This window comes from Achromobacter sp. HZ34, assembly GCF_002209485.1.
Classification (GTDB): Bacteria; Pseudomonadota; Gammaproteobacteria; order Burkholderiales; family Burkholderiaceae_B; genus Bordetella_C.
Genome location: NZ_NJIX01000001.1, coordinates 1,025,629 through 1,048,937, shown reverse-complemented (window position 1 = coordinate 1,048,937; position 23,309 = coordinate 1,025,629). Strand labels below are relative to the sequence as shown.

Below are 23,309 nucleotides of genomic sequence, written 5' to 3'. Positions count from 1 at the left end.
TCTTCCTTCAACTTGCCTTTTTCTTGCTGCCTATGCGCGATTCCGTCCCATTCAGCAGCCGGGTGATGTTGGCGCGGTGACGGACGATCAGCAGCAGCACGATGAAGACCAGGGCCACGGTGAGCGGGCCCTGGGCGTACCAGGCCAGGCCGCTGCCGAAGACGTAATAGAAGGGGGCGAAGACCGCCGCCGCCAGCGCCGCCAGCGACGAATAGCGGAAGCACACCGCCACGATCAGCCACGTCGCCACGACGGCCAGCGCCAGCCAGGGCTCTATCGCCAGGATCACGCCCAGCGCGGTGGCCACGCCCTTGCCGCCACGAAAGCGCAGGAACAGCGGGAACAGGTGCCCCAGGAAAACCGCCAGCGCTACCAGCGACACCACGTTCCAGGACAGCGAGGGCGTACCCAGGCGCTGCGCCAGCCACACGGCGAACCAGCCTTTGGCGGCGTCGCCCAGCAGGGTCAGCACGGCAGCCAGCTTGCTGCCGGAGCGCAGCACATTGGTGGCGCCCGGGTTGCCGGAGCCATAGCTACGCGGATCCTGCAGTCCCATCAGCTTGCTTACCACGACCGCGAAGGGGACGGACCCGATCACATAAGCCAGTACGACCAGGCCGAGGCTGAACAAGATGGAATGAGGTTCCTGCACCATGACGATGTTTCCGTTGGGACGACAGCCGCGGATTCTACTACCTCATCCCTGACTTATCCCCCTGGTTTATCCCTCTGGTCATCCTCCATTGCACCCCCTCCACCTGTTTGCACCGGCGGCGGCGAGGCACAGCAGGTACAATTCGACGCGCTCCGGCGCTTTATTTTCTTTTGGAAGCACAATGCGGATTCTCGTATCCAACGACGACGGTTATACAGCGCCCGGCTTGGTGGCGCTGGTCGAGGCGTTGCGGGGACTGGGCGAATTGACGGTGGTGGCACCGGAGGTCAATCACAGCGGCGCGTCGAACTCGCTGACGCTGAACCGGCCCCTGTCCGTGCGCGAAGCGGCCAATGGCTACCTGTATGTCAACGGCACGCCCTCGGATTGCGTCCACGTCGCCCTGACCGGCGGCCTGGTCCGGGCGCGTCCGGACCTGGTCGTGTCCGGCATCAACAACGGCGCGAACATGGGTGACGACACCCTGTATTCCGGCACCGTCGCCGCCGCCACCGAAGGCTATCTGTTCGGCATTCCCGCCATCGCGTTCTCGCTGGCGGAAAAAGGCTGGGAAAACCTGGACGCGGCCGCCGCCATGGCGCGCCGGGTGGTCGAGCACCAGATCGCGCAGCCGCTGGCGGCGCCTGTGCTGCTGAACGTCAATTTCCCCAATCGGCCGCTGGACGCCATGACCGGCTGGACCGTTACCCGCCTGGGCAAGCGCCATCCATCCGAACCGGTGGTTCGCACCACGACGCCGTTCGGCGATCCGATCTACTGGATAGGCCCGGCCGGCGCCGCCGCCGACGCCACGCCCGGCACCGACTTCCATGCCGTCGCCGAAGGCAAGGTTTCCATCACCCCCTTGCGCCTGGACCTCACCCACCAGGGCCAACTGGACCCGGTGCGAGCCTGGGCGGAGCCGCTATGCGCAAGCCGGTGAACCCGCAAGCGACATCGCATGCCGCGCCCGCCCCCAAGCGGGCCAGTTCCTATGGCTCGGCGACGGGCGCACCTAAAGGTGTGACGGCGACCAACAGCAATACGCGCATCTCGTCCGCCACGTTGCAACGCCCCGCGGCGGCGCCCGTGGCGCGCAGCGAAGAAAGCAATCTTGGCCTGAATTCCGGACGCCTGCGTGCGGCCATGGTGCAAAGGCTGCGGGCTCAGGGCATCAGCGACGAACGCGTGCTCACCGCCATGGAAGCCGTGCCGCGCCACATCTTCGTCGACCAGGCGCTGGCCAGCCGTGCCTACGACGATGCGGCCTTGCCGATCGGCCATTCCCAGACGATTTCCCAGCCATGGGTGGTGGCGCGCATGATCGCCGCCGTCTGCGAAGGCCGGGCGCCGACCCGCGTGCTGGAAGTGGGCGCCGGCTGCGGCTACCAGGCGGCCGTGCTGTCGCACATCGTGCGCGACGTCTACGCCATTGAAAGAATACGTGGGCTTTTTGATTTGGCGCGCGATCATCTGCGGTCCTTGCGCCTGAATACACGTGTGCGGTTGACGTATGGCGACGGCATGCTGGGCCTGCCTAATTCGGCCCCTTTCGATGCTATCGTTGTGGCCGCCGCGGGCATCGCCATCCCGCAGGCACTATTGAATCAATTGGCGCCGGGCGGCCGCCTGATCGCACCGGAAGGCACTTCGAGCCAGCGCCTGGTGCTGGTCGAGCGAACCAGTGCGACGGCGTGGAAGCGTACGGAATTGGAAGCGGTGCGTTTTGTTCCGCTGAGGGCCGGCATACAATCTTGAGCAACCAGGAGAATCATATGCTCAACGGGCAGTTGTCACTGACCGGAATCAGTCATTTTGCAGGGGCCGACGCAATTGCGCGCCTGCAACGTAGCGTCATCTTCGCGGGCGTGCTCGGCTGCGTTCTGCTGGCCGGTTGCACGACCGGTACGCGGGCGCCAGTAGTCGATCTGACCAATGCACCGCCCGCGCCAGCCGGTGGCACCGCCACTGGCGGCACATATGTCGTCAAGCCTGGCGACACGCTATACAAGATCGCCCGCGCCAACGGTGTCGACGTGGACACGCTCAAGCGCTGGAACGGCATGAGCGATTCCAACGTGCTGTCGGTTGGCCAGGTGCTCAAGCTGTCCGCGCCGGCGGGCGGCGGCACCGCCACGGCGCTGGGATCGCGTCCGGTTGCCAAGCCTACGGAACAAAGCACGGAACCGACGCCGCTGCCGCCGCCGGGCGAACCGACGCAGCCGACGGCGCCGCCCACCACGCCGCCCGAGACGACGACCACCGCCCCGACGGCCCCGCCGCCGACCATCGCCGATACGCCCAAGCCGGCGCGCGCGCCTGACGCGGGCGTCGTCAACTGGGCCTGGCCGGCCAATGGCTCGCTGATCCAGACCTTCAACACCAACACCAAGGGCATCGACATCGGCGGCAACGCCGGCGATCCCGTGACGGCGGCGGCTGACGGCAAGGTGATGTACAGCGGCAACGGCGTGCGCGGCCTGGGCAACCTGATCATCATCAACCACAACAACGGTTTCATCACCGCCTACGCCCACAACCGTGCCTTGCTGGTGAAGACCGGCCAGGAGGTCAAGCGCGGCACCAAGGTGGCGGAAATCGGCCAGACCGACGCCGCTTCGCCCCGCCTGCACTTCGAGATCCGGCGCCAGGGCACGCCGGTCGATCCCTTGCAGTACCTGCCGCAGCGATGACGCCGACCCTGGTGTTCGACCTGGAGACCCTGCCGGACGTGCAGGGTCTGCGCAAGCTCAATGGCTGGGGCCCCGAGGTCCCGGACCAGGAAGTGGCGGAGCGCGCTTTCGCGGCGCGCCGCGAGGCCACCGGCAGCGATTTCCTGCCGCTGCACCTGCAGCAGATTGCCGTGATCGGCTGCGTGTTTCGCGACGAGCAGGGCTTTCGCGTGCGCACGCTGGGTAATGCGGACGACACCGAGCCGGCCTTGCTGGCACAGTTCTTCAAGACCATCGAGCGCTACACGCCCAAGCTGGTGAGCTGGAACGGTTCCGGCTTCGACCTGCCGGTGCTGCATTACCGCAGCCTGATCCACGGTGTGCCGGCGCCGCGCTACTGGGACCAGGGCGAGGACGACCGCGAGTTCAAGTTCAACAACTATATCGGCCGCTATCACACGCGCCATATCGACCTGATGGACGTGCTGGCCAAGTACAACGGCCGCGCCAATGCCCCGCTCGATCAATTGGCCAAGCTTTGCGGCTTTCCCGGCAAGCTGGGCATGGACGGCGGCAAGGTGTGGGAGTCGTGGTGCCAGGGCGGTGCCGACGACGTGCGTGCGTATTGCGAAACCGACGTCGTCAACACCTGGCTGGTGTATTGCCGCTGGCGCTTCCTGCGCGGCGAGCTCGATCGGGTCTCGTACGACGAGGAAATCGCGCTGGTGCGCGAGTCGCTGTCGAACAATCCGGCGCCCCATTGGCGCGAATATCTGGCGGCCTGGGACGCGGAATGAGGAGGAATTGCGGAGTGATGGCCTGAAAGCCCCATTTACCGCCATTCCGCAACCGACTGAAATAATCCTCCTCGGATAAGAAACCAACTCGTAATCAAGCAGGGCAGACAATGGTCTCGCGTTAAACACTCCCCAGGAGACCAAACCATGTCCCGTTTCGCACTTCGCCCGATCATCGCCGGCCTGTCCCTGACCCTCGCTGCCGGCGCCTTGTCCGGCACGGCCCTGGCTGCCGCCGCCACCGATGCACCTCCCGCCGCCACGGCTCCTTCCGCCAAGGGTCCGCACGCCGGCCCCGGCGACCATCGCCGCTGGGAAGGCATGCGCGACTCCATGATGATTCCCGGCCTGGGTCCCATCGGCAAGAAGGAGGTCGACCAGTTGAAGTTGAACACGCAGCAGCAAGGCCTGTTCAAGACCGCCCAGGATGCCCAGCGTGATCTAGGCAAGTCCATGCATGAAGCTGGCAAGGGCCGCCACAAACTGCTGGATGACCAGATCGCCGCGGGCAAGCTGGATCCGCACGCCTTGATGGACCAGGAAGGCCAGCGCCGCCAACAGTTCGAAGGCCAGGTCGACCAGGTCAAGCAGAAGTGGCTGGCGGTCTGGGATAGCCTGAACGATGGCCAGCGTGGCCAGGTGACCCAGTTCGTCAAGCAGCGCCAGGCGCGTTGGGAGGAGCACCGCAAGGAGCACGGCGGCGACCATCGCGGCCCGGCGGGTCACCGTCCGCCGCCCCCGCCCGCGGGTGCGCCGGCCCCGGCTGACAAGCCGGCGGGTTGATCCTGCGCGTAGTCCGGTGGGTTGATCCGCCGGACGCCAGACGGGGGGTGAGGTTAAGCCCCCGGTCTGGCGGTATGGCGGTTTCATGACTTATCAAAATGCCCGATCCGGAGCGCCGGATCGGGCATTTCCTCATTTGTGTGCGCGAAATCTCCCCAATGCACGGGAATTTGCACCAAATCAGTGCGCAGTGAATGATTTAGATAGATTCTTTACCTAGTGAAAAGTTGGCACGGATTGTGCTTTGAAAGAAGCAGGGCCAGCCAGGTCCGACATTTTCCAAAGGAGGGAAAAGTGTCGCTCCGGACCTCCTGGCTTGTACGGCAATTTTCAAGCATGTAACGGGTGGGGCGGATCGATGCCGCGCCCGGACTCGAAAGTCTCAACCAGTTCTCTCACCAGGATCCGAACCATGAAGAAGACGCTGCTCGCTGTACCTTTTGCCCTGGCCGCTTGTGTGGCTGCCGTGCCCGCGATCGCCGCGGACGCCACGGACCTGGGCGCCGGCTTTTCCCTGAGCGGCAACGCCACGGTGACGAACGACTACCGTTTTCGCGGCTATTCGCAGACCGATTTTCGCCCCGCCGCGCAGTTGGGCCTGGACCTGACGCATACGTCCGGCTTCTACCTGGGCAACTGGAACTCCAATGTGTCCGATTCCGTTTACACCGACGGCAATCTGGAAATGGACTTCTACGGCGGCTGGAAGGGTGACGTCGGTAATGGCTTCGGCCTGGACGTCGGTGCGCTGCACTACTACTACCCTGGCTCGACGTCGCCCAAGGGCGGCAACTACAACAACACGGATATCTATATAGGCGGCAGCTACGCCAACTATTCGTTGAAGTACTCCTATACCCCGGGCGACTTCTTCAGCACGCCGAATTCCAAGGGCACCTGGTATCTGGACGCCTCGGCCACTTTCGATCTGGGCGACGGTTGGGGCCTGCTGGGCCACGTCGGCTACCAGAAGCTGAAGAACGCCACCGATACCGATGGCGACACCCTGGGCCATTACGTCGACTACAAGCTGGGCGTGACCAAGGACGTCAAGGGCTGGGTGTTTGGCCTGGCCGCGGTGGGGGCGTCCAAGGACAATTGGTACAACACCAAGAACGGCCATCCCGCCGGACGCCTGGGCCTGTTGGCTTCGATCCAGCGCACTTTCTAAAACGTTTTGGCCTTCCAAGGTTTCGCAGTTTTCTAGAGTTTTTCGAGCGGGTTTCAGCCCGCCAGCTCCCAAGGGGTCAACGCCCACCGCAAGGTGGGCGTTGGTTTTTGCGGCTCGCCGTGGATGGCTGCTGTCGTCTTTTGATTACAGGGGGGGCGGCCGAGCGGGCGTTACCACCGCTCCCTGATGAGCATCCTACACAGGATTTGGGGTTCTATTACAATGCCGGCCTGCTCGTGACAGTGTCACGCCTTGGATAGCTTAATGGCCGAAGTTCTCGATATCGAATCCCTGGATCTTGAAGCTCGGGGAATTGCCCGCCGCGACGGTAAAGTTTTATTCGTCGAAGGGGCTTTGCCTGGTGAACGTGTGGCGGTGGAAACCGTGCGCCGCAAACCGTCTTATGAAATCGCCCGCACGGTAGACGTGTTGCGGCCGTCGTCGCAGCGGGTCAAGCCGCGCTGCCCGCATTTCGGTGTCTGTGGTGGCTGTGCCATGCAGCATCTGGAAGCTTCGGCCCAGGTGGCGATCAAACAGCGCTCGCTGGAAGACACCTTCTGGCACGTCGGCAAGATGCGGCCGGCCCGCGTGCTGCCGCCCTTGCATGGCCCCACCTGGGGCTACCGTTTCCGCGCGCGCCTGTCGGTGCGCGTGGTGGCCAAGAAGGGCGGGGTGCTGGTGGGTTTCCACGAGCGCAAGAGCAGCTACGTGGCCGACATGCGCGAATGCCATGTGCTGCCGCCCCACGTGGCCGGCTTGCTGCTGCCACTGCGCGCCATGATCACCCGCATGTCGCAACCCCATCGCATGCCGCAGATCGAGGTGGCGGTTGGGGATGTGGCGACGGTGCTGGTGCTGCGGCACCTGGAACCGCTGACCGACGACGACATTGCCATCCTGCGTGAGTTCGCCGCGCACCATGCGGTGCAGTGGTGGTTGCAGCCCAAGGGGCCGGATACCTGTCATCCGCTGGAGCGCGAGCACGCCGATACGCTGGCGTACTCGCTGCCGGAGTTCGGGTTGCGGATGCCGTTCAAGCCTACCGACTTCACGCAGGTGAATCACGCCATCAACCGCGCGCTGATTGCGCGGGCGTTGACGTTGCTGGAGGTTCAGCCTACGGACCGGGTGGCGGATCTCTTCTGCGGCCTGGGCAATTTCACGCTGCCCCTGGCGACGTTGGCACGCGAGGCGGTGGGAGTGGAAGGCAGCAAGGCGCTGACCGATCGCGCGCTGGAAGCCGCGCGCCAGCATGGCCTGGGCGCGACCACCAGTTTCTCCACGTTGAACCTGTTCGAGGTGGATGTTTCGTGGCTGCGGGGATTGGGATATTTCGATCGCATGCTGATCGACCCGCCGCGCGAAGGGGCGCATGCGGTGGCGCAGGCTTTGGCACTGCTGTCGGTGGACGAACGGCCGCGGCGGATCGTCTATGTGTCCTGTAACCCGGCGACGCTGGCGCGGGACGCGGCGATTTTGGTGCACGAAGGTGGTTATGTGCTGCGTAGCGCGGGGGTGATCAATATGTTCCCGCACACGGGGCACGTGGAGTCCATCGCGGTGTTCGAATCGCTGGATGCCGAGCGGGTGGTCGCGGCGCAGGCGCAGGCCGCGGAGAAGAAGCTGCTGGCGGAGCAATTGGCGGCCCAAGGGGCCGCTGCGGCTGCTGCTTAGGTAGTCCTGGCGGAGACTGTACCCGAGGCTCCGATGGCGTCCCGGCCAAGGGATAGGCCGCGGGCGGCAGGTCCGCGGCATATCCCCTGACCGTGACCAGGCCGTCTTGAGCTCGGGGCGTTTAGAAACTCCAAAAAAACAGGCACGCGTCAGCGTGCCTGTTTTAATTCAATGCCTCTGACATTAACTGCCCTTCGTTTCGTCCAGCACCCGTTCGGCTTCGGCGCGCACGCGGGCGGGAGCGGTGCCGCCGATGTGGTCACGCGCGGCGACGGAGCCTTCCAGGGTCAGCACCTGGTGGATGTCTTCGCCGATGGAAGCGTTGTAGGCCTGCAGTTCGGCCAGGGTCAGGTCGGCCAGGTCGCAGCCGCGCTGTTCGCAGTCACGCACGGCATGGGCCACGATTTCATGCGCATCGCGGAAGGGCAGGCCACGCTTGACCAGGTAGTCGGCCAGGTCGGTGGCCGTGGCAAAGCCTTGCAGGGCCGCGGCCCGCATATTGTCGGCCTTGACTTTGATGCCGCCTGCCATGTCCGCGAAAATGGTCAAGGTGTCGCGCAGGGTGTCGGCGGTGTCGAACAGGCCTTCCTTGTCTTCCTGATTGTCCTTGTTGTAGGCCAGGGGCTGGCCCTTCATCAAGGTCAGCAGGGCCACCAGATGGCCGTTGACGCGGCCGGTCTTGCCTCGCGCCAGTTCAGGGACGTCCGGATTCTTCTTCTGCGGCATGATGGAACTGCCGGTGCAGAAACGGTCGGCCAGGTCGATGAAGCCCACGCGCGGGCTCATCCACAGCACCAGTTCTTCCGAGAAACGGGAAACGTGCGTCATCACCAGGGCGGCGGCGGCGCAGAATTCGATGGCGAAATCGCGATCCGACACCGCATCCAGCGAATTGCGGCACACGCCGTCAAAGCCCAGGGTGCGGGCGACCCGCTCGCGATCGATGGGGTAGCTGGTGCCGGCCAGGGCCGCGGCGCCCAGGGGCAGGCGGTTGACGCGGCGGCGGCAGTCGGCCAGGCGCTCGGCGTCGCGGCCGAACATTTCGGCATACGCCAGCAGATGGTGGCCGAAGGTCACGGGCTGGGCTACCTGCAAATGGGTGAAGCCCGGCATGATGGTGGCGGCGTTTTCCAGGGCCACGCTGGCCAGGGCATGGCGCAGCTGGCGCAGCAGGTCCACCAGGATATCGATTTCCCCACGCAACCACAGGCGGATGTCCGTGGCCACCTGGTCATTGCGCGAACGGCCGGTATGCAGGCGCTTGCCGGCATCGCCGACCAGCTCCACCAGGCGTTTCTCGATGTTCAGGTGCACGTCTTCCAGGTCGAGCAGCCACTGGAAGCTGCCAGCGTCGATTTCGCCGAGGATCTGCGTCATGCCGCGCTGGATGTCCGCCAGGTCCTGGTCGGAAATGATGCCCTGGGCGGCCAGCATGTCGGCATGGGCCAATGAACCCTGGATGTCATGGCGCGCCAGGCGCTTGTCGAAATCCACCGAGGCGGTGTAGCGCTTGACGAGATCGGAAACCGGCTCGGAGAAGCGGGCGGACCAGGCTTGCGCCTTGTTGGCGAACTGGTCTTGCGACGAGGAGGGGGTATTTGCGTTGGTGTTTGCCATAGTGGGGGGGATTATAGAACCCGGGCGAGAACGCGGCATGCGATAATTTCATCCCTCCTTTTTCTGCCCCCGCATCCCCAGCAATGAGCACAGCCCGAGTCTCTATCGCGCAGATCAACGCTTGTGTCGGAGACCTGGCCGGTAACGCCCAGCGCGTGCTGGCGGCCGCGCGCCAGGCGCATGAACAGGGCACTGACATCCTGCTGACGCCGGAACTGGTGCTCACCGGCTATCCGCCCGAAGACCTGCTGTTGCGGCCGCAATTCGTGCAGGAACAGTTGCGGGTGCTCGACGGCCTGCGCCAGGAATTGGCGCAATTCAAAGGGCTGCGGGTGGTGATCGGCCACGTCGACAGCGCCGCAGGAGCGCCGGGTTCGCCGCTGTACAACGCCGCCAGCGTGCTGTTCGAGGGCCAGGTGCTGGGCTGCTACCGCAAGCGCGAGCTGCCCAATTATTCGGTGTTCGACGAGCAGCGGTATTTCCAGGCGGACGGCACGCCGCTGACGTTCGAGGTCGCCGGCGTCACGTTCGGCGTGGTGATCTGCGAGGACATGTGGTTCGACCGCGCACCCACCGCCGCGCGCGCGGCCGGGGCCCGGGTGCTGCTGGTGCCCAATGCTTCCCCCTACAACACCGGCAAGCAGGACGAACGCCAGCGCGTGGCGCGCCACTGCGTGAGCGTCAGCGATTGCGCGGTGATCTACGCCAATCTGGTGGGTGGACAGGATGAACTGGTGTTCGACGGCGCGTCCTTCGCCATGGACCGCGCCGGCCGGATGACGGCGCGGCTGGCGGATTTCGCCGAAGCCGTGCAGTCCGTCGAGGTGGACGCCGAAGGCAATGTGCGGCCCGTGGCGCCGCTGCAGGCGCCGGGCGTGGTCGAAGGGCGGACCGAAGCGCAGGTGTGGCAGGCGCTGGTGCTGGGCGTGCGCGACTACCTGGGCAAGAATCGTTTTCCCGGTGTGATCATCGGACTGTCGGGCGGCATCGATTCGGCCGTGGTGCTGGCGGTGGCAGTGGACGCGCTGGGCGCGGACAACGTGCGCGCCGTCATGATGCCGTCGCGCTATACGGCGGATATTTCGCAGATCGACGCCGAGGACATGGCCAGGCGCCTGGGCGTGCGTTATGACGTCATCACCATCGGTTCGGTGGTGGATTCGTTCGAAGCCATGCTGGCGCCGCATTTCGCGGGGTTGGCGGTGGATGCCACGGAAGAGAACATCCAGGCGCGTGCGCGCGGCACCCTGCTGATGGCGCTGTCCAACAAGACGGGCCGGCTGGTGCTGACCACCGGCAACAAGTCGGAAATGACGACCGGCTATTGCACGCTGTACGGCGACATGGCGGGCGGGTTCGCCGTCATCAAGGACGTGCCCAAGACGCTGGTGTACCGCCTGGCGGTGTGGCGCAACCGGGAGCAGGAGATCATCCCGGACCGCATCATCACGCGGCCGCCGTCGGCGGAGTTGCGCGAGGACCAGAAGGATCAGGACAGCCTGCCGCCCTATGACATCCTGGATGGCATCATCGAGCGCTATATGGAGCGCAACGAGTCGGCCGCCGAGATCGTCGCCGCGGGCTTTCCGCGGGAAGCGGTGGAGCAGGTCGTGCGCCTGATCCGCATCAATGAATACAAGCGCCGCCAGGCGCCGCCGGGGCCGCGCATCACGCCGCGCGCGTTCGGCCGGGATTGGCGCTATCCTGTCACCAACGGCTTTCGCGAAACCGCCTGAGCCTCGATATAAAAGTAGAAAGGACTTCAAGTGAAACAAGTCACCGCTATCATCAAACCGTTCAAGCTCGACGAAGTGCGCGAGGCGCTGGCCGAAGTGGGCGTCAGCGGGCTGACCGTCACCGAGGTCAAGGGTTTTGGCCGCCAGAAGGGCCATACCGAACTCTATCGCGGCGCCGAGTACGTGGTCGATTTCCTGCCCAAGATCCGCGTCGAAGTGGTGCTGCCGGATGAGTTGGTGGAGCAGGCCATCGAAGCGGTGGTCAAGGCGTCGCGCACCGGCAAGATCGGCGACGGCAAGATTTTCGTCACTCCTGTAGAGCAGGCCATCCGGATTCGCACCGGCGAAGCCGACGACGAAGCACTGTAAGGCTCCCCCCCGAGTTCTAACGGTCGTCCTGTAGCTGCGCGCAGCGCTGGAAGATTGAATCGGTGATGGCTTGGCGTGAGTGTTCGCGCCGGTCGATCAGGCCTATGGACCGTACGACCGCGCCGATGTCTTCCGGCAGCGGTAACACCCGCAGGTCCGGCGCCGTTGCCCATTGCGCGGCCTTCAGCAAGGGCAGCAGGGTGACGCCCACTTCCTGCCTGACCAGCTCCACCACGGTCTCGATCGCGTTCAGCTCCAGGAACTCATGCACGTGCACGTTCAGGCGCCGCAGCACGCGGTCGATCTGCAGGCCGGTGCGCTGGGTGCGGTCGAAACGCAGGAAGGGGTTGCCCTCCAGCAGTTCATGCAGGGTGGCGCCCGTGGCCTTGGCGGGGGCGATGACCACCAGGGGTTCTTCGTAGAGCGGCGTCCAGCGCGTGCTGGCCACGCGGCGGCCGGATTCCACGACCAGGGCGGCGTCCAGTTCGCCGCTTTCGACCTTGCCCGCCAGTTCGCTGGATTTGCCCGAGAACAGGCGCACGTCCAGGCCGTCGTGTTCGCGCTTCAGGGTAGATACGGCCTTGGATAACAGGCCCATGCATGACACGATGGCGCCGATGGCCACGGATCCGGCCAGTTCGCCGGGGCCGGGGCGGCGGGGGGAGCGTATTCTTTCGTACAGATCCAGGAATTGCTTGATTTCCGGCAGCAGGTCGCGTCCGGCGGCATTGAGGATAGCCAGCCGCCCGCTGCGATCGAACAGCTCCCGGCCCAGTTCTTCTTCCAGCGCGCGCATCTGGAAACTCACGGCCGCCTGCGTCAACGCCACCCGCTCGGCCGCCTCCGAAAAAGAGCCGTAACGAGAGACGGCCACAAAAGTACGCAGAAATCGGACAGTGCTCATGTGAGATCAATGCTCATGAATATTGAATTTCGGTTCGCCACCAACACCGCAGATCGTGGCCCCTCACCGCCGACCCGCTGTCGGGGCCGACGCGCTGCCACGGCCGTCCCGCTGTCGCGGCCAACCCGCTGCCATGCTGGTTCGTTGCCGCAGGCCCCTCCCAGACAACGGGCGCGGCCGGTAGGCCGCGCCCACCTGACCCGCAGGTGGCCGCCGCAGGCGAATAAGACATCCCAACGACTCATAAAATTTTCTTGTATGACACAACAAAAAATCAAATTGATTTAATTAAATCACGCGTGTACCTTGCGTGGTTTGCCTGACCCACGCCATTTACTTCCTGCCGAGCGTCATATGAAGAATTTCATCTGGGAAAACCCGTATCCGACCATCCGCGCGCCCTTGTTCGCACGCAATATCGTGTCGACCTCGCATCCGCTGGCCGCGCAAGCCGGCCTGCGCATGCTGCTCAAGGGCGGTAGCGCCATCGACGCAGCCATCGCCGCGGCAGCCACGATCACGCTGACGGAACCGGTCTCCTGCGGCCTGGGCAGCGATTGCTTCGCCATCGTGTGGGACGGCAAGGAACTGCAAGGCCTGAATTCTTCCGGCGTGGCCCCGGCCGCCTGGAACGTCGACTACTTCAAGAACAAATACGGCACCGGCAAGGACGGGCTGGCCGTCCAGCCCAAGCGCGGCTGGGATACCGTCACCGTCCCCGGCGCCGTCGCCGGCTGGGCCGCCCTGCACGAGAAATTCGGCAAGCTGCCCTTCGAAACCCTGTTCGAGCCCGCCATCGAAGTGGCCGAGCGCGGCTACACCGTGCCCCCCATCACCGCCCGCAAGTGGGAAGCCGCCGCCGCCGAACTGAAAGACCAGCCCGGCTTCGCCGAGGCCTTCATGCCCAATGGCCGCGCCCCCGCCGTCGGCGAACACTTCCGCATTCCGGAAGCCGCCTGGACCCTGCGCCGCATCGCTGAAAGCAAGGGCCGCGACTACTACGAAGGCGACATCGCCGCCAAGATCGTCGCTCACGCCAAGGCCAACGGCGGCGCCATGACCCTGGACGACCTGCGCAACTACCGTCCCGACTTCGTCAAGCCCATCTCGCGCAAATACCGCGGCTACGAAGTACACGAGATCCCCCCGAACGGCCAGGGCATCGCTGCGCTGATCGCGCTGGGCATTCTCGACCGCTTCGACCAGGCCGGCCTGCCGCTGGACTCGGTGCGCGCGCAGCATCTGCAGATCGAAGCCATGAAGCTGGCCTTCGCCGACCTGTACAAGTACGTCGGCGACCCCCGCACCATGGAAGTGACCCCCGAGCAGATGCTCGACGATGCCTACCTGGCCTCGCGCGCCAAGCTCATCAACCTGGACCGCGCCACGCATTTCGCCGCGGGCCGTCCGCACGCCGGCGGCACCATCTACATGACCACCGCCGACGAAAGCGGCATGATGGTGTCCTTCATCATGTCCAACTACATGGGCTTCGGCTCGGGCGTGGTGGTGCCGGGCACCGGCATCAGCCTGCAGAACCGCGGCGTCGGTTTCTCCATGGATCCGAAGGCGGCCAACGTGGTGAAGGGCGGCCATCGTCCCTTCCAGACCATCATCCCCGGCTTCCTGACGCGCGACGGCAAACCCGTCATGAGCTTCGGCGTCATGGGCGGCGACATGCAACCGCAAGGCCATCTGCAGACAGTCTCGCGCATGCTGGACTATCATCAGAACCCGCAGGCCGCCTGCGACGCACCGCGCTGGAAGGTCAACCGTGACTTCACGCTGGACCTGGAATCGACCATGCCCGCCAGCACCGTGGAAGGGTTGAAGAACCTGGGCCACGTGCTGAAGAGCGTGAACGATCCCTACATGGACTTCGGCTCCGGCCAGTTCATCTGGCGCATGTCGGAAAGCGACCACGACCTGGGCTACGTCGCCGCCAGCGACAGCCGCCGCGACGGCCAGGCAGTGGGCTTCTGAAGCCTGTTAGATCGATCACTCCTAGGGGATAAGGGAATATGAAAAAACTGGCAAGCGCCATCGGCGCCGCGGTCCTGATGCTGGCTTCCGGCGCCACGTTGGCGCAGGAGATCCGCATCGGCCTGCAGGAAGACCCGGATGTGCTCGACCCGGCGCGCGCGCGCACCTACGTCGGCCGCATCGTTTTCACTTCGCTGTGCGACAAGCTGGTCGACATCGATCCGCGCCTGCACATCGTGCCGCAACTGGCGACGTCGTGGAACTGGAACACCGACAACACGGTGTTGACGTTCAAGCTGCGCAAGGACGTCGTGTTCCATGACGGCAGCAAGTTCGACGCCGCTGCCGCCAAGGCCAACCTGGACCGCGCGCGCACCTTGCCGGACAGCTTCCGCAAGGGCGAACTGGCATCGGTGGACAAGGTCGAGGCGCCGGATGCCGAAACCCTGGTGCTGACGCTCAAGGGGCCCGATGCCACGCTGCTGGCCCAGCTTAGCGACCGCGCCGGCATGATGCTGGCGCCCGACAGCTTCGATCCCAAGGATCCCAACGCGGTAGGCCGCAAGCCGATCTGCTCGGGCCCGTACAAGTTCGTCGAACGCGTGCAGAACGATCGCATCGTGCTGGACAAGTTCGACAAGTACTACGACGCCAAGGACTACCATTTCAGTCGCATCACCTTCCTGCCGATTCCGGATACCACCGTGCGCCTGCAGAACCTGCGCGCCGGCGGACTGGATATGCTGGAGCGCCTGAGCCCGTCCGACGCGCCCGACGTCAAGAAGGACAGCAGCCTGCACTTCTCGTCGGTGGCCGGCCTGGGCTTCCAGGAAGTGGTGTTCAACTCGAACAACGGCAAGCGCGCGGAAAGCAATCCTTTCCGCGACCCGCGCGTGCGCGAAGCGTTCGAGCTGTCGCTGGACCGTGACGCCATCAATGAGGTGGTGGGTGGCGGCATCTACCAGGCGGCCAACCAGCCGTTTCCCCCGGCCAGCCCTTACCACAGCGACAAGTTCCCGCTGGTCAAGCGCGACGTCGAGAAGGCCAAGGCGTTGCTGAAGGAAGCCGGCAAGCCGCAGGTCAAGGGCGAACTCGCCTTCGGCAACAACACGACCACCGCCGCGATCGCCGAAATGATCCAGGCCATGGCGCGTGAAGCCGGCATCGAACTCAGCCTGCGACCCACCGACTACGCCGCCTTGCTGGGCCAGATGCACAACGGCAACTTCGAAGTGGCCTTGCGCGGCTGGTCCGGCCGTCCCGACCCGGACGGCAACATCACCCAGTTCGTCACCTGCAAGGGCGAACTGAACGATGGCCAGTATTGCAATGCCGACGTGGACAAGCTGCTGTTCGATGCCCGCAAGGTGCCGGACGAAGCCAAGCGCAAGGCCCTGTACGACCAGGCCCAGACCATCCTGCGCAAGGATGTGGCCGATACGTTCCTGTACTTCCAGCCCTGGCCTTTCGCGATGCAGCGCAAGGTGCAAGGTTTCATGCCGTACCCTGACGGTATGATCCGTCTGAAGGGCGTGTCCTTCGCCCAGAAGTAAAGCAAGCTTTGGCGCGCGGTGTCTTCCCCCTGTGGGAAGATTCCGCGCGTTTGGCATTTTTCAAGACTTACCCTTGCGGTACCCCCATGATCAAGCTCATCCTGCGCCGTGTGATCGTCGCGATACCGACACTGATACTGGTGTCGATCATCGTGTTCGCGCTGCAAAAACTGTTGCCGGGCGATCCCGTGCTGACCCTGGCGGGAGAGGAACGCGACCCCGCGGTCCTCGACTACCTGCGTGAGAAATACCATCTCAACGATCCCATGCCCGTCCAATACGTGGCGTGGGTCAAGCAGGTGCTGACCGGTGACCTGGGCAAGTCCCTGCGCACCGACGTGCCCGTTACCGAGTTGATTGCCCAGAAGCTGCCCGTGACCCTGCAACTGGCTGCCATGGCCATGGTGCTGGCGCTGATCGTGGGAATACCAACAGGCATCCTGGCGGCGGTGCGCAAGGGCAAGCTCACGGAGTACGGCGCCAACGTGGCGGCGCTATCCGGCATGTCCATACCCAATTTCTGGCTGGGCATCATCCTGATCATGGTGGTGTCCGTGCAGCTGCGCTGGCTGCCCGCGTCGGGCTATGTGTCGCCCTTCGAGGATTTCTGGTTGTCGATGAAGACCATGCTGATGCCGGCCATTGTGCTGTCGACGTCGCTGGCGGCCTACCTGATGCGCCATACGCGCTCGTCCATGCTGGAAGCGCTGGGCGCCGACTATGTGCGCACCGCCCGCGCCAAGGGCGTGTCGCCGCGCAACGTGGTGATGCGCCATGCCTTGCGCAATGCGCTGATGCCCATCATCACCCTGGTCACGCTGCTGTTCGGTGAACTGCTGGCCGGCGCCGTGCTGACGGAGCAGGTGTTCACCATTCCCGGTTTCGGCAAGCTGGTGGTCGACGCCGTGTTCAACCGCGACTACGCGGTGGTGCAGGGCGTGGTGCTGTGCGTGGCCGTGGGCTTCATCGCCATGAACCTGCTGGCCGATATTCTCTACATCGTCGTCAATCCCCGTCTGAGGCACTCATGAGCGCAACTTCCGCCGCACCCGCGCCCACCGTGCCGCCACGTAGCGGCAACCGGGCCTGGGGTAAATTCAAACGCAATCGCATCGCCATGGTGGGCGCGGCGATTGTCCTGTTCTTCGTGGTGGTCGCCATCCTGGCGCCGCTGATCGCCAACCACGATCCTTTCCAGACCAGCTTCTCGACCATCCGCAAGGCGCCGTCGGCCACCTTCTGGCTGGGCACCGACGAGCTGGGCCGTGACATCTTCAGCCGCATGGTCTTCGGCGCCCGTGCGTCGCTGATGGCGGGCCTGGCGTCCGTGGTCATCGCCATGGTGGTGGGTGTGCCTTTCGGGCTGGCGGCCGGCTACTTCGGCGGCTGGACCGACAGCGTGATCTCGCGCGTGACCGAGGCGCTGCTGGCGATTCCCTTCCTGATCCTGGCAATCGCGCTGGCGGCGTTTCTCGGGCCCAGCCTGGTCAATGCCATGATCGCCATCGGGGTGTCGGCCGCGCCCAAGTTCGTGCGCCTGGCGCGCGGGCAGGCGCTGGCGGTGCGCAGCGAGGACTACGTGCAGAGCGCGCGGGCCCTGGGTGCGTCCGATACGCGCATCCTTGTGCGGCACGTGCTGCCGAACATCATGGCGCCGCTGATCGTGCAGGCCACCATCACCATCGCCACGGCCATCATCGCCGAGGCCAGCCTGTCTTTCCTGGGCCTGGGCTTGCAACCGCCCAATCCGTCCTGGGGCTCGATGTTGAACACGGCGAAAAACTTCATGACGCAGGCGCCCTGGATGTCGATTTTCCCGGGCTCGGCGATTTTCCTGGCGGTGCTGGGATTCAACCTGTTGGGCGACGGCTTGCGCGACGCCCTGGATCCGCGTCAGGACAAATAAAAACATGGCCATGATCGATACCCAGCGCGTGGTACAGGTCGAAGACCTGACCGTGCGCTTCAAGACCCACGACCGCACCGTGGAAGCGGTGCGCAATGTTTCCTTCCATGTGGATCGGGGCGAGACCCTGGCCATCGTGGGCGAGTCCGGTTCCGGCAAGTCGGTGACGTCGCTGGCGCTGATGCGCCTGGTCGAGTACGGCGGCGGCACCATCGCCAACGGCAGCATCCACTTGCGCCGCCGCAATAATGAAGTCCTGGACATGACCGCCGCGTCGGAGCAGACGCTGCAAAGCGTGCGCGGCGCCGACGTGGCCATGATCTTCCAGGAGCCGATGACGTCGCTGAATCCCAGCTTCACATCGGGCCGGCAGATCGCCGAGGCGCTGCAGCTGCACCAGAACCTGGATGCCGGCGCAGCGCGTGCCGAAGCCCTGCGCATGCTGGAACGCGTGCGCATTCCCGAGGCCAAGTCGGTGCTGGACCGCTATCCGCACCAGTTGTCGGGCGGCATGCGCCAACGCGTGATGATCGCCATGGCCCTGTCGTGCAAGCCGCAGCTGTTGATCGCCGACGAGCCGACCACGGCGCTGGATGTGACCATCCAGGCGCAGATCCTGCAATTGATCCGTCAATTGCAGGAAGAGATGGATATGGGCGTGATCTTCATCACCCATGACATGGGCGTGGTGGCCGAAGTGGCGGATCGCGTGCTGGTGATGTATCGGGGTGACAAGGTGGAAGAGGGCGGGTCGGACGAGGTATTCGCCCAGCCGCGCCACGCCTACACGCGTGCCTTGTTGTCCGCGGTGCCGCGCCTGGGCGCGATGCACGGCACGGACGAGCCGGCGCCGTTTCCGCTGCTGAATGTGGCCAATGTGCCGCAAGCGTCCGATGCTACAGGCACCATGCCTGCCTCCGCCGCATCGCTCCTGCCTGCCCTGGCTGCCGAACTCAGGTCTTTCGACGCGCCCACGGCGGTAGACGCCGGCGCCACGCCCAGCACGGTACGGCGTGAGAACGGTCCGGTGCTGAAGGTGCGTGACCTGGTCACGCGCTTCGATATTGCCGGCGGCGTCCTGGGCCGCGTGCAGCGTCGCGTACACGCGGTGGAGAAGGTCAGCTTCGACCTGTATCCCGGCGAGACCCTGTCGCTGGTCGGCGAGTCCGGCTGCGGCAAGACCACGACGGGCCGGTCATTGCTGCAATTGGTCAAGAGCCAGGGCGGTTCCATCCAGTTCGACGGCCGCGACATCGGCGCGCTGCGTGGCGCCGCCATGCAGACCTTGCGCCGCCATATCCAGTTCATCTTCCAGGATCCCTTCGGCTCGCTGGACCCGCGCATGACCGTGGGCGATTCCATCATGGAACCGCTGCTGATCCACGGCGCGGCCAAGGGCCAGGCGGCGCGCGATCGGGTGCGCTGGCTGATGGACAAGTGCGGCTTGCTGCCGGAGATGATCAGCCGGTATCCGCATGAATTTTCCGGTGGCCAACGCCAGCGCGTGTGTATCGCCCGTGCCCTGGCCTTGAATCCCAAGGTGGTGATTGCCGACGAATCGGTCTCGGCATTGGATGTGTCGATCCAGGCGCAGATCGTCAATCTGCTGCTGGACCTGCAGCGCGAACTGGGCGTGTCCTTCCTGTTCATTTCGCACGACATGGCGGTGGTGGAACGCGTCAGCCACCGTGTGGCCGTGATGTATCTGGGGCAGATCGTGGAAATCGGCCCGCGCCGCGCCATCTTCGAGAATCCCCAGCACGACTATACGAAGAAGCTGATGGCTGCCGTGCCGATCGCCGATCCGCAACGCCGCCATCGCCAGCGTTCGCTGCTGGTCGACGAGATCCCCAGCCCGGTGCGCAAGGTCGGCGACGAGCCGGTGGTCGCGCCGCTGGTGGAAGTGGGGCCAGGCCACTACGTGGCACGGCACAGTGTCGGGGTGTATTGATATCGATGCACTAAGCTTGATGCACTGAGCGTGGCCGGGCAGGGCGGCGCGGTTTCACTGCGTCAGCCACCGCCCGAAGCAACGAAGCCTGGCCGTATGGCCAGGCTTCATGCGTTTTTGGGCCCGCAGTTGCAGGCCCGGACTTCCAGGTCAACCGCGCCGCTTTATTCCAGCTTCACGTTCGCCGCCTTCACGACATCGGACCAGGTCTTGTACTGCTGCTCCGTCACGCGCGCCATGTCCGCGCCGGACGCGTAGCTGAGATCGGCGCCCTGGGCCGCCAGGGCCGCTTTCAGGTCAGGCATGGCCAGCACTTCCTTCAGCGCGTTGGCCAGCGTATCGACCACGGCTTGCGGCGTGCCCTTGGGTGCGGAAAAGCCGAACACATTGTCCGCCTGCATATCTGGGAAGCCCGCCTCCGCCATGGTGGGCACGTCCGGCAGCAGCGCGGCGCGCTGCGGTGACACGACGGCTAGGAAGCGCAATTTGCCGGCCTTCACCAGCGGTATGGACCCGGACAGGCTGTCGAACATCATCACCGACGAACCGGTGGCCAGCTCAGGCAGCGCCTGGCTGCTGCCCTTGTACGGGATGTGGGTCAGCTTGGTGTCGGTCTTCTGCTCGAACAGTTCCGATTCCAGGTGCGACAAGGTTCCCGTGCCTTGCGAGGCGAAGTTGTAGCGGCCGGGCGCGGCGCGCAGGTACGCCACCAGGCTCTTGACGTCGCTGATCCCCAGCGAGGTCGGCACGACCAGGGCGTGCGGTGCGGTGCCCACGCTGGCGACAGGCACGAAATCGCGCTGCAGGCTGGCGGGCTGGTCCTTGTAGATGGCTGCCGCGATGGCCAGGTTGGTGATGGCGGCCAGATAGAGCGTGTAGCCGTCCGGTGCGGCCTTGGCGGCGGCGGCGAGCCCGATGGCGCCGCCGGCGCCCGGGCGGTTTTCGACCACGACACTCTGCTTGAGGGCCACGGACAGCTTCTGGCCGATGGCGCGCGCCAGGATATCGGTGGCGCCGGCGGGCGGGAAGGAGATCACGACCTGGATGGGGCGTTCCGGATAAGCCGCGTGCGCCGGCTTGGCCAATGCCAGGGCAGTCGCGGCCAGCAGCGTGGCGCATACCGCCGCTGCGAACGTACGGCGCTGTGTGCCACGCTGCTGGTGTGGCAATCGTTCAAGGCGGCGAGCCGTTGCAGTGGAACGCGAGGGCGCGGAGGAACGGAAAGGCATGGATTTCCTTGTGATCGAGGTTGGCACCGACGTGGTCCCGGACCTGAAAGCGAATGCAACATCCATGCCAGTTCGAGATGGGTCGGCGCGGCCGAGTGCGGGCTCGCAGGTCACGTACGCCGCCCTTTTTCGCACCCCTTTTTTCGCACCTATACGGCACCGGCTGAGTGCATGCGTGCACCGTCCACGCGCACGCTTTGCGCCTTTCCGCCTCCGCTTCACCTCGGTCGACCTGGCCCGTCGACCTTACCCCGTCGGCTTCATTCAGCCTGATGCGTCGACGTCTGGGCGAGTGACCGCGCCGCCTCTCTTTCGCTCATTGCTGCCTCCAGGCTCAACACGGCGTGGATAGCCCCGTTGCCATACCCTTGGGCGTAGACGTTCATCAACGCCGCCTTGATCTCTTCTACAGCCTCGACGTTGCCGGAATCCACCAGGCCCATGCCGGCCACCTGGGCGTGGATGACGGCAGCGTCGATGTATGCGCTACCGGTATTTATCATCCGCATTCCCTGCTCGCAGTCCCGCTTCAAACGGGCCACGGGCGAGGACGGTGCCGTCCCGGCCGCGCCATTCGCGGGCGTGCCGCCGCTGGCGTGGGGCGCTGCGTTCGTCCTTGGCTGCGCCGGCAGGGTTCCCGATATTTCGGGGCGCTGCGCATTCCTTGCGGCGGCCGGCATCCATAAGCCCGCGCGTGGATTGCCGTCATCGATTCTGGCCGGGCCACTGGTGGTGCCGGCGCTGTTGTCGGCGATGGTGCCGGCGGTGCTGCCCGGCGGTGTTCGCGCAGGGGCGGCATCGGTATGATCGCTGTCGCCCGAAAGCCGCGAAACGCTGCCATTGGAGGAGATAGAGGCGCTGTACATGACGTTTACTCCCATTGAGGTGGAGTAGATTTCGGACCCGCGCCTGCGATTCGGTTCCACCGATCTTCGGCTTCGGCCAGCACCGGCTATGATTACGGCCTTGCGCCGGTATTGGCGTGTTCTCTGGATCTTTCTGCATGGCGTTGCGTGCCACCATCTACAAGGCCGATCTGCATATCTCGGACGGCGACCGGCATTACTACGGCAGCCATTCCTGTGTCGTGGCGCGTCATCCATCGGAGACGGACGAACGGCTCATGGTGCGTCTGCTGGCCTACGCGATCAACGCGGACGCCGAAGAGACCCTGGCATTCACCAAGGGCTTGAGCGAGGCCGATGAGCCCGATCTCTGGCGCAAGGACCTGACGGGGTCCATCCAGACCTGGATAGAAATCGGCCAGCCCGATGAACGCCGCCTGCTCAAGGCTTGCGGCCGCGCCGACCAGGTAATCGTGTACTGCTACGGCCACGCCAGCGATATCTGGTGGAACGGCATCCGCAACAAGTTGGAGCGGACGCGCAACCTGAGCCTGGTCTATTTGCCGTCGACGGCGACCCAGGAACTCGGCCGCCTGGCCCAGCGCACCATGGATCTGCACGTGAACGTGCAGGACGGCGAGTTGTACGTAACCGCCCCGGGCGGCGAAGTGACCGTGTCACCGCAGCTCTGGCGGTGACACGCGGCTGGACGCATCATTTCCCGCGCAGGGGCAGACGGGAGTCGTGCAGGATGCGGGCGTGCTGCCAGAATTCGGGCAGGAAGCCTTCGGCCACCAGCAGCGGTTGACCCATGCGCCAGAATACCGATCGGCGCGCCAGGACAAGTGGTGTGATGGCGTGGCTCGCGGCCGCTGCGCCTGAGCCTGCGCTCATCACGCCTGACCTCGCATCCGATCCTGCGCCCGACCCGCCTGCCACGCCCGCCGCGGTGCGATGGAATGGCACCGGCGCCGCCAGGCGGCGGCAGACGAAGCGGGAGCGGCGCACACTGCTGTCGTGGTACAGCATGTCGGCCAGCGGCCGTGTGCGCAGGCGCCGCATGCCTTGCCACATGGCACGCGATGCCGCCAATGGCGTGATGCTGCGGGCGACCACGCTGTCGACGTCATCCACCGACATCAGGACTTCCCGCACCCACACCGCCGCGCCCGGGGCCAGGTGCAAGGCCAGCGCTTCGTCCGGCCGCGCGCCCTCGGCGTATTCGGCCAGCACGCGCAGGCGCATCGCGCCCAGCTGGCGCAGGCCAGCCGTGAGGGCGCCGGGACGGAACAACCAATATTTCTGGACGGCGGTAAGGGAGGGCGGTGCGGTGTACGACCAGCCCCCGGCGGGCAGATGTGGAGTCTTCATGGCGCCGTATTATCCCGTGCTCGCGCCACGCCGCAAAATGGGCCTGCGACGACCGCGATGATCGGCATAAAGCCGGCGCTTCGGTTCCTGTAA

21 protein-coding genes are annotated in these 23,309 nt (G+C 65.0%); 15 read left to right on the top strand and 6 right to left on the bottom strand.

Features of this window, described 5'->3' with window-relative positions; translation table 11 throughout:
- Positions 1 to 7 precede the first annotated feature (7 nt).
- Positions 8 to 655, bottom strand: a complete 648-nt coding sequence (plsY, locus tag CEY05_RS04440; RefSeq protein ID WP_088596135.1) for a glycerol-3-phosphate 1-O-acyltransferase PlsY — start codon at positions 653 to 655, stop codon at positions 8 to 10.
- A 181-nt stretch (positions 656 to 836) separates the two neighbouring features.
- Between plsY and surE the strand changes: the two genes are divergently transcribed.
- From surE to rlmD, 7 genes are all read left to right on the top strand, one after another.
- Positions 837 to 1,598: a 5'/3'-nucleotidase SurE gene (gene surE, locus CEY05_RS04435; protein WP_088596134.1), complete on the top strand. Its 762-nt coding sequence runs from the start codon at positions 837 to 839 to the stop codon at positions 1,596 to 1,598.
- Positions 1,583 to 2,413, top strand: coding sequence for a protein-L-isoaspartate(D-aspartate) O-methyltransferase (locus CEY05_RS04430; RefSeq protein WP_088596133.1), 831 nt, complete (start codon positions 1,583 to 1,585; stop codon positions 2,411 to 2,413). The genes surE and CEY05_RS04430 overlap by 16 nt, the downstream gene beginning before the upstream one ends.
- Positions 2,414 to 2,430: 17 nt before the next feature.
- Positions 2,431 to 3,348 carry a peptidoglycan DD-metalloendopeptidase family protein gene (locus CEY05_RS04425; protein ID WP_088596132.1) on the top strand — a complete coding sequence of 306 codons (918 nt, stop codon included), beginning with the start codon at positions 2,431 to 2,433 and terminating at the stop codon, positions 3,346 to 3,348.
- Entirely contained in the window at positions 3,345 to 4,124 is a 780-nt protein-coding gene (locus tag CEY05_RS04420) for a 3'-5' exonuclease (protein WP_088596131.1), read from the top strand. Before CEY05_RS04425 ends, CEY05_RS04420 begins: the two co-directional genes overlap by 4 nt.
- Positions 4,125 to 4,271: 147 nt before the next feature.
- On the top strand, positions 4,272 to 4,907 hold the full coding sequence (locus CEY05_RS04415; protein WP_088596130.1) for a hypothetical protein: 636 nt from the start codon (positions 4,272 to 4,274) through the stop codon (positions 4,905 to 4,907).
- Positions 4,908 to 5,319: 412 nt separating this feature from the next.
- Positions 5,320 to 6,078 (top strand): TorF family putative porin, encoded by a 759-nt coding sequence (locus CEY05_RS04410; protein ID WP_088596129.1) that lies wholly within the window; start codon positions 5,320 to 5,322, stop codon positions 6,076 to 6,078.
- A gap of 264 nt (positions 6,079 to 6,342) precedes the next feature.
- Positions 6,343 to 7,752 carry a 23S rRNA (uracil(1939)-C(5))-methyltransferase RlmD gene (gene rlmD, locus CEY05_RS04405; protein ID WP_088596128.1) on the top strand — a complete coding sequence of 470 codons (1,410 nt, stop codon included), beginning with the start codon at positions 6,343 to 6,345 and terminating at the stop codon, positions 7,750 to 7,752.
- A gap of 183 nt (positions 7,753 to 7,935) precedes the next feature.
- Here the strand turns inward: rlmD and argH are convergent, their stop codons facing one another.
- Entirely contained in the window at positions 7,936 to 9,369 is a 1,434-nt protein-coding gene (argH, locus tag CEY05_RS04400; protein ID WP_088596127.1) for an argininosuccinate lyase, read from the bottom strand.
- A gap of 83 nt (positions 9,370 to 9,452) precedes the next feature.
- Here argH and CEY05_RS04395 point away from each other — a divergent pair, with 83 nt between their 5' ends.
- The gene (locus CEY05_RS04395; RefSeq protein WP_088596126.1) at positions 9,453 to 11,105 is read left to right on the top strand and encodes an NAD+ synthase; all 1,653 of its coding nucleotides are present in this window, start codon (positions 9,453 to 9,455) and stop codon (positions 11,103 to 11,105) included.
- 30 nt (positions 11,106 to 11,135) lie between these two features.
- Positions 11,136 to 11,474 carry a P-II family nitrogen regulator gene (locus CEY05_RS04390; protein ID WP_057651316.1) on the top strand — a complete coding sequence of 113 codons (339 nt, stop codon included), beginning with the start codon at positions 11,136 to 11,138 and terminating at the stop codon, positions 11,472 to 11,474.
- Positions 11,475 to 11,490: 16 nt separating this feature from the next.
- On the opposite strand, the gene CEY05_RS04385 is transcribed toward CEY05_RS04390, so the two are convergent.
- On the bottom strand, positions 11,491 to 12,378 hold the full coding sequence (locus CEY05_RS04385) for a LysR family transcriptional regulator (protein ID WP_088596125.1): 888 nt from the start codon (positions 12,376 to 12,378) through the stop codon (positions 11,491 to 11,493).
- 354 nt (positions 12,379 to 12,732) lie between these two features.
- Between CEY05_RS04385 and CEY05_RS04380 the strand changes: the two genes are divergently transcribed.
- The 5 genes from CEY05_RS04380 to CEY05_RS04360 all read left to right on the top strand — a co-directional run bounded on the left by CEY05_RS04380 (position 12,733) and on the right by CEY05_RS04360 (position 19,771).
- Positions 12,733 to 14,361 (top strand): gamma-glutamyltransferase family protein, encoded by a 1,629-nt coding sequence (locus tag CEY05_RS04380; RefSeq protein ID WP_088596124.1) that lies wholly within the window; start codon positions 12,733 to 12,735, stop codon positions 14,359 to 14,361.
- A 38-nt stretch (positions 14,362 to 14,399) separates the two neighbouring features.
- Positions 14,400 to 15,914: an ABC transporter substrate-binding protein gene (locus CEY05_RS04375; RefSeq protein ID WP_088596123.1), complete on the top strand. Its 1,515-nt coding sequence runs from the start codon at positions 14,400 to 14,402 to the stop codon at positions 15,912 to 15,914.
- 86 nt (positions 15,915 to 16,000) lie between these two features.
- Entirely contained in the window at positions 16,001 to 16,945 is a 945-nt protein-coding gene (locus tag CEY05_RS04370; RefSeq protein ID WP_088596122.1) for an ABC transporter permease, read from the top strand.
- Complete coding sequence (locus tag CEY05_RS04365) at positions 16,942 to 17,820, top strand: ABC transporter permease (RefSeq protein ID WP_088596121.1); 879 nt, start codon at positions 16,942 to 16,944, stop codon at positions 17,818 to 17,820. The genes CEY05_RS04370 and CEY05_RS04365 overlap by 4 nt, the downstream gene beginning before the upstream one ends.
- Before the next feature lie 4 nt (positions 17,821 to 17,824).
- Positions 17,825 to 19,771, top strand: a complete 1,947-nt coding sequence (locus CEY05_RS04360; RefSeq protein ID WP_198952670.1) for a dipeptide ABC transporter ATP-binding protein — start codon at positions 17,825 to 17,827, stop codon at positions 19,769 to 19,771.
- A gap of 164 nt (positions 19,772 to 19,935) precedes the next feature.
- On the opposite strand, the gene CEY05_RS04355 is transcribed toward CEY05_RS04360, so the two are convergent.
- Both CEY05_RS04355 and CEY05_RS30780 read right to left on the bottom strand, forming a co-directional pair.
- Entirely contained in the window at positions 19,936 to 21,000 is a 1,065-nt protein-coding gene (locus tag CEY05_RS04355; RefSeq protein WP_088596120.1) for a tripartite tricarboxylate transporter substrate binding protein, read from the bottom strand.
- A 260-nt stretch (positions 21,001 to 21,260) separates the two neighbouring features.
- Entirely contained in the window at positions 21,261 to 21,866 is a 606-nt protein-coding gene (locus CEY05_RS30780) for a hypothetical protein (RefSeq protein ID WP_143220275.1), read from the bottom strand.
- A 137-nt stretch (positions 21,867 to 22,003) separates the two neighbouring features.
- Here CEY05_RS30780 and CEY05_RS04340 point away from each other — a divergent pair, with 137 nt between their 5' ends.
- Positions 22,004 to 22,543, top strand: a complete 540-nt coding sequence (locus CEY05_RS04340) for a YaeQ family protein (RefSeq protein ID WP_088596117.1) — start codon at positions 22,004 to 22,006, stop codon at positions 22,541 to 22,543.
- A 16-nt stretch (positions 22,544 to 22,559) separates the two neighbouring features.
- Here CEY05_RS04340 and CEY05_RS04335 read toward each other — a convergent pair whose 3' ends face one another.
- Positions 22,560 to 23,216: a chorismate lyase gene (locus CEY05_RS04335; RefSeq protein WP_088596116.1), complete on the bottom strand. Its 657-nt coding sequence runs from the start codon at positions 23,214 to 23,216 to the stop codon at positions 22,560 to 22,562.
- Positions 23,217 to 23,309 lie beyond the last annotated feature (93 nt).

Coding starts and splice junctions, on each gene's coding strand:
- plsY (WP_088596135.1), bottom strand. CDS start 655: ATGGTGCAGGAACCTCATTCCATCTTGTTCAGCCTCGGCCTGGTCGTA.
- surE (WP_088596134.1), top strand. CDS start 837: ATGCGGATTCTCGTATCCAACGACGACGGTTATACAGCGCCCGGCTTG.
- CEY05_RS04430 (WP_088596133.1), top strand. CDS start 1,583: ATGCGCAAGCCGGTGAACCCGCAAGCGACATCGCATGCCGCGCCCGCC.
- CEY05_RS04425 (WP_088596132.1), top strand. CDS start 2,431: ATGCTCAACGGGCAGTTGTCACTGACCGGAATCAGTCATTTTGCAGGG.
- CEY05_RS04420 (WP_088596131.1), top strand. CDS start 3,345: ATGACGCCGACCCTGGTGTTCGACCTGGAGACCCTGCCGGACGTGCAG.
- CEY05_RS04415 (WP_088596130.1), top strand. CDS start 4,272: ATGTCCCGTTTCGCACTTCGCCCGATCATCGCCGGCCTGTCCCTGACC.
- CEY05_RS04410 (WP_088596129.1), top strand. CDS start 5,320: ATGAAGAAGACGCTGCTCGCTGTACCTTTTGCCCTGGCCGCTTGTGTG.
- rlmD (WP_088596128.1), top strand. CDS start 6,343: ATGGCCGAAGTTCTCGATATCGAATCCCTGGATCTTGAAGCTCGGGGA.
- argH (WP_088596127.1), bottom strand. CDS start 9,369: ATGGCAAACACCAACGCAAATACCCCCTCCTCGTCGCAAGACCAGTTC.
- CEY05_RS04395 (WP_088596126.1), top strand. CDS start 9,453: ATGAGCACAGCCCGAGTCTCTATCGCGCAGATCAACGCTTGTGTCGGA.
- CEY05_RS04385 (WP_088596125.1), bottom strand. CDS start 12,378: ATGAGCACTGTCCGATTTCTGCGTACTTTTGTGGCCGTCTCTCGTTAC.
- CEY05_RS04380 (WP_088596124.1), top strand. CDS start 12,733: ATGAAGAATTTCATCTGGGAAAACCCGTATCCGACCATCCGCGCGCCC.
- CEY05_RS04375 (WP_088596123.1), top strand. CDS start 14,400: ATGAAAAAACTGGCAAGCGCCATCGGCGCCGCGGTCCTGATGCTGGCT.
- CEY05_RS04370 (WP_088596122.1), top strand. CDS start 16,001: ATGATCAAGCTCATCCTGCGCCGTGTGATCGTCGCGATACCGACACTG.
- CEY05_RS04365 (WP_088596121.1), top strand. CDS start 16,942: ATGAGCGCAACTTCCGCCGCACCCGCGCCCACCGTGCCGCCACGTAGC.
- CEY05_RS04360 (WP_198952670.1), top strand. CDS start 17,825: ATGGCCATGATCGATACCCAGCGCGTGGTACAGGTCGAAGACCTGACC.
- CEY05_RS04355 (WP_088596120.1), bottom strand. CDS start 21,000: ATGCCTTTCCGTTCCTCCGCGCCCTCGCGTTCCACTGCAACGGCTCGC.
- CEY05_RS30780 (WP_143220275.1), bottom strand. CDS start 21,866: ATGTACAGCGCCTCTATCTCCTCCAATGGCAGCGTTTCGCGGCTTTCG.
- CEY05_RS04340 (WP_088596117.1), top strand. CDS start 22,004: ATGGCGTTGCGTGCCACCATCTACAAGGCCGATCTGCATATCTCGGAC.
- CEY05_RS04335 (WP_088596116.1), bottom strand. CDS start 23,216: ATGAAGACTCCACATCTGCCCGCCGGGGGCTGGTCGTACACCGCACCG.